This is a genomic window from Pantoea sp. EKM21T (assembly GCF_011800405.1).
Classification (GTDB): Bacteria; Pseudomonadota; Gammaproteobacteria; order Enterobacterales; family Enterobacteriaceae; genus Pantoea; species Pantoea agglomerans.
The window spans coordinates 157,476-166,425 of the sequence record NZ_JAALFV010000001.1 but is presented as its reverse complement, the minus strand read 5'-3'; the positions used below and the strand labels follow the sequence as shown (position 1 = coordinate 166,425).

Sequence of the window (8,950 nt, the reverse complement as noted above, 5' to 3'; positions counted from 1 at the left end):
CACTGTCACTCACCGCATCATTCCCGGCGGCCCATGTTTTTCACAGGATAGTTATGTCTTTACCCTTGCCACCCGACGATCACGATGAGCCAATTCGCCAGTCACTTGACGATGCGCACTTTGCGATAGTGGTGCTTGCGGTGACCTCGGTAACGCTTATAATCTTTGTCCTGATGATTACGCTCTGGATGAGCTGACACGCACAGGGATTCAACGGATTGAATAAGGAGAAGGCGATGGACTCCGGAGATGACAAATTAATCGCAATTATCGGTTTGCTGGCGGCCTGCCTGATCGGGGTGACCTTCCTGTTTACCATGGTCTGGCTGACCGACGTACGTCATCCTGCCGATCCCTCTCTCGACGTTCGCTCCTGTTACCCTAAAAAGCCACCTTCTCAGCACGTCTGATTTCGTGTCGCAAACTTAATCTGCTGACTGCGCAATACCAGCGCCAGCGGCTCATGCAGATTACGGTTGCCATTGGGATCGGCTAATCCCAGCAGCGGGCCAGGGGAACGCCGGTCATCGGCCCAGGCGGGATACTCCACTACCGGATAGAGCGAAATCCCCTCCACCGCAATGCCCTTATCCAGCGCCACCTCCACATTTTCACTGATCTCCTGCAGCCAGGGGGCGCGCGCTTCACCCTCAGCGCCAGTTTCAGCAATCAGCATCGGACGCTGGTAGCGCTGCCAGCACTGCGCCAGCAGAATATGCAGCGGCACACGCTCCGGATCCTCCAGCGACATCGGCTGGTCGGGGAAAAACCAGTGGTTATCGGGATAGTAGTTCAGGCCGAGGATATCCAGGCAATCTTCACTGCCGCCTAGCTCCTTATCGACGCGACCAGCCAGCATGTCCCAGGCTTCGAACTGCGCCTGATGCTGCGCATCGGCATAGGGTTTGCTGTCCGGATTATCGGGATGATGAGCGATCTGCACCAGCGGGTCAGTCAGCACAAAGCGCGCCTCCGGATAGACCTCGCGAATGGCATGTATCGCCGCCAGCGAGGCGCGAACCAGCTGGCGCTTCAGCTCTTTACCACGCTGCGCCGCATGGGGATTAAACCAGGCCACATCCGCCCCAGCCCATGACCAGAATGAGATTTGATTAACCGGTGTAAAGAAGGGGCGTTCGATGCCCTGATCGCGCATCAGTTGTGCCATCGCGCGAGCGAAACGACTAAAATGGTCAACAAACTCGGCTTTCCAGATATTAAGATGATCGGGATAACCGAAATGAGCCAGCTCCCAGATGATCTCCATCTGCTGACGTCGCGCGGCGTCGACCATCGGCAGAAAGCTCTGCCAGTCATACTGGCCAGGGATCTTTTCGATCAGATGCCAGCGCGCACCGTCGCGGGCGGTGAACAGATGCTGCTCAGCCAGGGCGGCATAATCTTTTTCCAGCAGCATATCGTGTCCGCTGCTGATCACCATATCCAGCCGTTTACCGGGTGTACGGCAGGCAGTGGAACAGGGGAAGCTGCCCTGGAAAAAACTGCGAAACAGGCTGGGATGATAGCGCTGGCGGGCATCTGTAAGGGATTGATGAGACATATTCCTCTCCTGCCGGGATAATGCCGGTCACAGATCGTCCGGTTAAGTCTAGACTAAAAAACGCCCGTGACCCCTCACTAACTCAGAACAGAGGAATAGCATCAGAGGTCGGACCGGGGAATAATAAAAATAACTGCATTTTACAGGGAAATGTCATGACCGAAGCGTTTGAGCTCTCCCAGCCATTGGAACGGTCCAGCTGGCTGGAAACACAGCTGGAGCCAGAGTGTCTGCGCCATCCGGGGCTGAGCGGCGTCCATCAGCTGAGCGACGGGCTGGATGCTTTTGCTGCCCGCTATCTGCTGATGCAAAAAGCGGAGCGTTCACTCGATATCCAGTATTACATCTGGCAAAACGATCTCTCTGGCCGGTTGCTGTTCAGTGCCGTGCTGGAAGCTGCCCGACGCGGGGTGAAAGTGCGGCTGCTGCTGGATGACAACAATACGCCGGGCCTGGACGACACGCTGGCCCAGCTCAACCGCCATCCCAATATTGAGGTGCGGCTGTTTAATCCGTTCTCGTTTCGCACCCTGCGCGCGCTGGGTTATCTCACCGATTTTGCCCGTCTGAACCGCCGCATGCATAACAAAAGCTTTACGGTGGATGGCGTCACGACCGTGGTCGGTGGGCGCAATATCGGCGACGAATATTTCGGCACCGGCAATGAACCGCTGTTTGCCGATCTCGACGTCATGGCAATAGGCCCGGTGGTTAAAGAAGTCGCAGAGGATTTTGAGCGCTACTGGCGCAGCAAGCCGGTCTCGCCGCTGCAGCAGGTGCTGGATGAAGAGGAGCCGGAAGAGGACAGTGTGAGTCTGCCAGCAGAATGGCGTCACAGTGAACCGGTGCAGCGCTATCTTCAGCGGCTGGAAAATTCTTCGCTGCTGCAGGAGCTGGAAGAGGGTACGCTGGCTCTGACCTGGGCAAAAGCGCGCCTGCTGAGCGATGATCCGCGTAAAGGGCTGGGCAAAGCGCGTGCCAGAAGCCTGCTGCCGCAGCGAATGCTGGAGGTGATAGGCACGCCGCAAAAGCAGTTCGACATCATCTCGGCCTATTTCGTGCCGACCCGCGCAGGGGTCGCTCAGCTGCTGTCGCTGAAGCGCAAAGGGGTAAAAATTGCCATTCTGACCAATTCGCTGGCGGCTAACGATGTGTCGATTGTCCATGCCGGCTACGCTAAGTGGCGCAAAAAACTGCTGCGTCATGGTATTGCGCTCTATGAGCTGAAACCGCAGGCGGGCGTGCCTGATGCCCCGCACGACCGGGGATTAACCGGTAACTCCGGCTCCAGCCTGCATGCCAAAACCTTCTCAGTGGATCAACAGACGCTGTTTATCGGCTCGTTTAACTTCGATCCCCGTTCAGCGGTGCTGAATACGGAAATGGGACTGGTGATTGAGAGTGCGGCGCTCGCCGGAGAGACGCATCAGCGTTTCAGCCAGTCAATGCGCGATCGGGCATGGACGCTGCGGCTGGATAAGTGGGGCAGGGTAAACTGGCTGGAGTATCCGGGTGAGCCGCAGCAGATTGTGCATAAACACGAGCCGGGCTGCTCCTGGTGGCAACGGCTGCAGGTGCGGTTAGTGTGGCGGTTGCCGATTGAGTGGCTGCTTTAAGCTGGACCTTGCCTGGGTACAGGCGCTGGCTCAGGAAGCATACGCCCTCCGCAAAGACGCAAAACCCGCCATCCCTGGCCCGCTATGCTTTGCTACTGGCGTATGCTCCCATCGCTTTAAACTCTTAAGCTGTCTGTGAGACACATCATTTATAGCCTGACCTCACTTATGGCCCGAGGTTACTGCTCGCCTGTCATTGTGCTTGTTTACGCTCAAATTTCCCCGAGAAAAGGAACCGCAGCAGCGGGATACGCAGGTGAATCTCATACAGCAGAAACGCGATGCCAAACACCATCAGCAGGCCAACGAAGAAGCCCAGGGTGTTGTTTTCAATGCGAGGCGTCACGTAAATGCCATACAGCAGCGTCAGCGGATGGTGCACCAGATAGATAAACAGTGATGCATTGACCAGATACATAATGCGCGGCGAATGCGAATTCAGCAGCTTATGACCAAAGCAGAAGCAGACGTTCAGCATGCAAAGGCCCATCAGCGTCGAGATAATCGCATCCAGCTCATACAACCAGCCCTCACCGCTGCTCAGTCGCTGGTTGGCGCAATAGGCCGCAAACATCAGCAGCGCACCGACCCACATCACCAGATTGAAGCGGACAAACAGCTGCTTCAGCGGCGGATGTTTCCACGCCAGCGCTCCCAGCATAAAGAACGGCAGATAGAAGAGCGTCTGCATCACAATGATGCTAAACAAACCATCCATCAGCCACGCAGGCTGGAAAATAAACACCAGACGCCGGAACACGCACCAGAGCAGCGCCCACGCCAGTACGCCCGCCGTCAGCGATCCCCAGCCAACCCGCGAATAATCAATGGTGCGATGCTGATCGCGCAGCCAGCGGAAGGTCACCATCCCCAGCGTGGTCAGCATCACCAGCACCACCAGGAACCACAGGTGTGAAATCAGCTCCCACATCAGGTTATTAAACTTCTGGTACGGGGTGAAGCGGGGCCAGTCAGCCAGCTTATCCGTCCACTCTTTCAGCATAAAAAATTGCGGCAGCGTCAGCAGCGGAATGGCGGTCAGCAGCGGGATACCTACCCGTTCCAGACGCACCTTCAGGAAGCGACGTGGCTGATAGCGCAGATACAGCATGTAGGAGAAATAGCCCGAAATGACGAAAAACACCTGCATACGAAACGCATGAATAAAATCATTCAGCAGCGTCAGCCATAACGACGCTTCATGACTGTTTACTGCCCATTTCTGCGCGGAGTAGATGAGGGAAACGTGAAACGGCACCCCCAGTAACATCAGATAGGCGCGGATGGAGTCGAGGAAGTATTCACGTTCAGGTTTTACAGTACTCATAAAGTTCCAGTTCGTTAGTACGTTTAACCGGTTTCACCCTGAAACCGGATTATGCTCTGTGAAAATTCTACCTGGGATAAACCAGGTATACTATCAGTGGAATCCGTAGTGTCTAATTGTCCTAAAAGCAGGGTTAAGCCTGACGAAATGCGGGAACAATGTTGCGCATAAGCTGTCGGAAAACCGAATAATCCTTTAAGATAAACGGGTTTGATTTAAGCACACGAAAGGGGGGGATGTGCTGACTAAAGAAAAAAATAAAGCCGGACTGATGAAGGTACGCTGGATTGGTACTGCAGTTCTGCTGGCGTTGTACGCCAATAACAGTTGGGCGTTTAACATCGACGATGTTGCCAAACAAGCCAAAGCGTTGGCAGGGAAAAGCTTCGAAGCGCCTAAAAGCAATTTACCCTCTCAATTTCGTGAAATGAAATTTGCTGATTATCAGCAGATCCAGTTTAACCACGATAAAGCGTATTGGGGCAAACTGCGCACGCCGTTCAAGCTGGAGTTCTATCATCAGGGAATGTATTTCGATACCCCGGTGCAGATCAACGAAGTGACCGCTAGCGCGGTGCGCGAGATTAAATACAACCCCGATTATTTTAATTTCGGTAATGTAAAACATGACGCGGATGCGGTAAAAAACCTCGGTTTTGCCGGTTTCAAAGTACTTTACCCACTCAACAATAAGGGTAAAAACGATGAGATCGCCAGCTTCCTGGGCGCGAGTTATTTCCGTGTCATCGGTGCCGGTCAGGTTTATGGCCTGTCGGCGCGTGGACTTGCCATCGATACGGCGCTGCCGTCCGGTGAAGAGTTCCCGCGCTTTAAAGAGTTCTGGATTCAGCGTCCTAAACCACAGGACAAACAGCTGGTGATCTACGCACTGCTCGATTCGCCGCGTGCGGCGGGTGCGTATCGCTTTGTGCTGCATCCGGGTGACGCTTCAACGGTTGATGTGCAGTCAAAAGTTTACCTGCGTGATAACGTCGGCAAACTGGGTGTTGCACCGCTGACCAGTATGTTCCTGTTTGGTCAGAACCAGCCATCGACGGTGAACAACTTCCGTCCGGCACTGCACGACTCTGACGGTCTCTCTATCCACAATGGCAACGGGGAGTGGATTTGGCGTCCGCTGAACAACCCGCGTCATCTGGCAGTGAGCACCTTCACCATCGAGAATCCGAAAGGGTTTGGTCTGCTGCAGCGTGGGCGTGACTTTAACAACTATCAGGATCTTGATGACCGCTATGATCTTCGTCCAAGCGGCTGGGTTGAGCCATTAGGCGACTGGGGTAAAGGCCGGGTTGAACTGGTTGAAATCCCGACGGCAGATGAAACCAACGACAACATCGTTGCGTTCTGGACGCCGGAGACGCTGCCAGAGCCTGGCAAAGAGATGAACTTCAAATATCGTCTGCACTTCTCGCGCGACGAAAACCAGCTGCACTCCGATGATACCGCCTGGGTCAAAAATACCCTGCGTTCAGCGGGTGACGTGAAGCAGTCTAATCTGGTGCGTCAGCCGGATGGTACCGTGGCTTTCACCATCGACTTCGTGGGTAAAGACATGAGCAAGATGGCGGAAAACAGTCAGGTGGCACCGCAGGTCAGCGTGGGTAAAAATGCTGATGTGGTTGAGCAGAGCGTACGTTATAACCCGGTCACCAAAGGCTGGCGTCTGGTGTTGCGTCTGCGTGTGAAAGATGCCAAACAGTCCACCGAAATGCGTGCGGCCCTGGTTAGCGGCGACAAGACATTGACGGAAACCTGGAGCTATCAGTTACCTGCCAATGAATAAATCGACTTTTACACCTCAACGTTATGTGGAATCTCTGCCGCTGGATGCGGCAGGGAAGGCCCGTCTGAGCGTCTCATTGCAGAATGCCAGCGAGTTCCACTTCATCCATGATGTGCTGGGCAGGGATGTCGCAGCCAGTGACCGTCCCGACGATGCGCCGTTAAAATCGGTCTCATCGCGGGTTGAAATGGCCTGGCCCGATTCGCTGGCCGAAGGTCAGCAGTTGGGTAAAGATTACCTCGACCGTACCACGCTGAAGGCGATGCCGAAGGTCAAACGCTCACTGATGTTCCCGGAAGCCTGGCGTACCAACCCGGTCGCCCGTGCCTGGGACTCACTGCGTGGACACAAATCGGTGCCGCGTTATAGCAATGCCGAAGAGCGGCGTGCCGAGGAGAAGTGGCGTCATGTCGGTTCAATTCGCCGCTACATTCTGCTGATCCTGACCATTTTCCAGACCGTGGTCGCCACCTGGTACATGAAGAGTATTCTGCCGTATCAGGGCTGGACGCTTCTGGATCCGATGGAGATGATCAATCAGAACTGGCAGCAGTCAGTGATGCAGATCCTGCCTTATTTGTTGCAGACCGGCATCCTGTTCCTGTTCGCCATACTTTTCTGCTGGGTCTCTGCCGGTTTCTGGACGGCGTTGATGGGCTTCCTGCAGCTGCTGATTGGACGTGATAAATACAGTATCTCTTACTCAACGGTCGGAGATGAACCGCTTAACCCGGAACATCGTACCGCGCTGATTATGCCGATCTGTAATGAAGACGTTGAGCGTGTTTACGCCGGTCTGCGTGCGACCTGGGAGTCGGTGGTTCGTACCGGTAACGCTGAACACTTCGACGTTTACATCCTCAGCGACAGTTACGATGCGGATATCGCGATTGCCGAACAGAAAGCCTGGATGGAACTGGTGCGGGATGTTGGCGGGGCAGGCAAGATTTTCTATCGCCGTCGTCGTCGTCGCGTGAAGCGTAAAAGCGGAAACATCGATGACTTCTGCCGTCGCTGGGGCAGCAACTACAGCTACATGGTGGTGCTGGATGCCGATAGCGTCATGAGCGGAGAGTGTCTCACCGGTCTGGTACGCATGATGGATGCCAACCCGAATGCCGGGATCATCCAGTCGTCGCCGAAAGCATCGGGTATGGATACGCTTTATGCGCGCTGTCAGCAGTTTGCGACCCGCGTCTACGGTCCGTTATTTACCGCCGGTCTGCACTTCTGGCAGCTGGGTGAGTCTCACTACTGGGGTCACAACGCCATTATCCGCGTGAAACCCTTTATTGAGCACTGTGCCCTGGCACCGTTACCGGGAGAGGGCTCCTTTGCGGGTTCAATCATGTCGCATGACTTCGTAGAAGCTGCGCTGATGCGTCGTGCCGGTTGGGGCGTCTGGATTGCCTATGACCTGCCGGGATCCTATGAAGAACTGCCACCGAACCTGCTGGATGAGCTGAAACGTGACCGCCGCTGGTGTCACGGCAACCTGATGAACTTCCGCCTGTTCCTGGTGAAAGGGATGCACCCGGTTCACCGTGCGGTGTTCCTGACGGGTGTGATGTCCTACCTCTCGGCTCCGCTGTGGTTTATGTTCCTGGCGCTCTCCACTGCCCTGCAGGTAGTGCATACGCTGATGGAACCGACCTACTTCCTGCAACCGCGGCAGCTCTTCCCGGTCTGGCCGCAGTGGCGTCCGGAGCTGGCGATAGCGCTGTTCTCGACCACCATGGTGCTGCTGTTCCTGCCGAAAATGCTGAGTGTCGTGTTGATCTGGTTTAAAGGGTCGAAGGCCTACGGCGGACCTCTGCGGCTGCTGGCTTCACTGGTGCTGGAAACGCTATTCTCGGTGCTGCTGGCACCAGTGCGTATGCTGTTCCATACGGTGTTTGTGGTCAGCGCCTTCCTCGGCTGGGAAGTGGTGTGGAACTCACCGCAGCGTGATGACGATGCGACACCGTGGAGCGAGGCGTTTAAACGTCACGGTTCGCAGATGGCATTGGGTCTGGTGTGGGCGATTGGTATGGGACTGCTGGATCTTAACTTCCTGTGGTGGCTGGCACCGATCGTCTTCTCACTGATTCTGTCGCCGTTTGTCTCGGTCATGTCGAGCCGCGCAACGCTGGGCATTAAGAGCAAGAAAGCGAAGCTGTTCCTGATCCCGGAAGAGTACTCACCGCCGCAGGAGCTGGTGGATACCGATCGCTATGTGGTACTGAACCGTGAGCGCGCGCTGGAAAATGGCTTTATGCATGCCTTATTCCATCCTGCCTTCAACGCGCTGGCAACGGCACTGGCCACATCGCGCCACAAGCAGAGTCAGTTACTGGACTATGCGCGTGACCGTCGGGTTGATCAGGCGCTGAGCGATGCGCCGGATAAACTGGGCCGCGAACAGCGTCTGCAGTTGATCAGCGATCCGGTGGTGCTGGCCCGTGTTCATACCCGACTATGGGAAGATGCGGACAAGTATCATCAGTGGGTTGAGAGTTATCAAAAACTCACGCTCAACCCCAACGCGCTGGCAAACAACGCGTAATCTGAAAAAGCGGCAGCGATGCCGCTTTTTTTATCGGATTAAAACAGCGATTCGCTGATAAATTTATTGCTGGCAGTCACCGCGAGCAGCGCGTGAC

7 protein-coding genes are annotated in these 8,950 nt (G+C 55.3%); 5 read left to right on the top strand and 2 right to left on the bottom strand.

What is annotated here, in order from left to right:
• Nucleotides 1–53: 53 nt before the first annotated feature.
• Nucleotides 54–197, top strand: a complete 144-nt coding sequence (locus HFD87_RS00820; RefSeq protein WP_010246429.1) for a hypothetical protein — start codon at nt 54–56, stop codon at nt 195–197.
• A 39-nt stretch (nt 198–236) separates the two neighbouring features.
• Complete coding sequence (locus HFD87_RS00815; protein ID WP_010246427.1) at nt 237–410, top strand: hypothetical protein; 174 nt, start codon at nt 237–239, stop codon at nt 408–410.
• On the opposite strand, the gene HFD87_RS00810 is transcribed toward HFD87_RS00815, so the two are convergent.
• Nucleotides 398–1,561, bottom strand: coding sequence for a beta-glucosidase (locus tag HFD87_RS00810; protein WP_167422822.1), 1,164 nt, complete (start codon nt 1,559–1,561; stop codon nt 398–400). The genes HFD87_RS00815 and HFD87_RS00810 overlap by 13 nt on opposite strands.
• Nucleotides 1,562–1,716: 155 nt before the next feature.
• Here HFD87_RS00810 and HFD87_RS00805 point away from each other — a divergent pair, with 155 nt between their 5' ends.
• Complete coding sequence (locus HFD87_RS00805) at nt 1,717–3,177, top strand: phospholipase D family protein (RefSeq protein WP_010669827.1); 1,461 nt, start codon at nt 1,717–1,719, stop codon at nt 3,175–3,177.
• A 193-nt stretch (nt 3,178–3,370) separates the two neighbouring features.
• Here the strand turns inward: HFD87_RS00805 and mdoC are convergent, their stop codons facing one another.
• Nucleotides 3,371–4,504 (bottom strand): glucans biosynthesis protein MdoC, encoded by a 1,134-nt coding sequence (gene mdoC / locus HFD87_RS00800; RefSeq protein ID WP_031593657.1) that lies wholly within the window; start codon nt 4,502–4,504, stop codon nt 3,371–3,373.
• Between the two features lie 268 nt (nt 4,505–4,772).
• Between mdoC and HFD87_RS00795 the strand changes: the two genes are divergently transcribed.
• Together HFD87_RS00795 and mdoH are read left to right on the top strand one after the other, a co-directional pair.
• Nucleotides 4,773–6,308, top strand: a complete 1,536-nt coding sequence (locus HFD87_RS00795; protein ID WP_181955667.1) for a glucan biosynthesis protein G — start codon at nt 4,773–4,775, stop codon at nt 6,306–6,308.
• Complete coding sequence (mdoH, locus tag HFD87_RS00790) at nt 6,301–8,853, top strand: glucans biosynthesis glucosyltransferase MdoH (protein ID WP_010669828.1); 2,553 nt, start codon at nt 6,301–6,303, stop codon at nt 8,851–8,853. Before HFD87_RS00795 ends, mdoH begins: the two co-directional genes overlap by 8 nt.
• The last annotated feature ends 97 nt before the right edge of the window (nt 8,854–8,950 follow it).

What these genes read in the sequence shown, in the direction of transcription:
- HFD87_RS00820 (WP_010246429.1), top strand. Translation starts at nt 54, where the DNA reads ATGTCTTTACCCTTGCCACCCGACGATCACGATGAGCCAATTCGCCAG.
- HFD87_RS00815 (WP_010246427.1), top strand. Translation starts at nt 237, where the DNA reads ATGGACTCCGGAGATGACAAATTAATCGCAATTATCGGTTTGCTGGCG.
- HFD87_RS00810 (WP_167422822.1), bottom strand. Translation starts at nt 1,561, where the DNA reads ATGTCTCATCAATCCCTTACAGATGCCCGCCAGCGCTATCATCCCAGC.
- HFD87_RS00805 (WP_010669827.1), top strand. Translation starts at nt 1,717, where the DNA reads ATGACCGAAGCGTTTGAGCTCTCCCAGCCATTGGAACGGTCCAGCTGG.
- mdoC (WP_031593657.1), bottom strand. Translation starts at nt 4,504, where the DNA reads ATGAGTACTGTAAAACCTGAACGTGAATACTTCCTCGACTCCATCCGC.
- mdoH (WP_010669828.1), top strand. Translation starts at nt 6,301, where the DNA reads ATGAATAAATCGACTTTTACACCTCAACGTTATGTGGAATCTCTGCCG.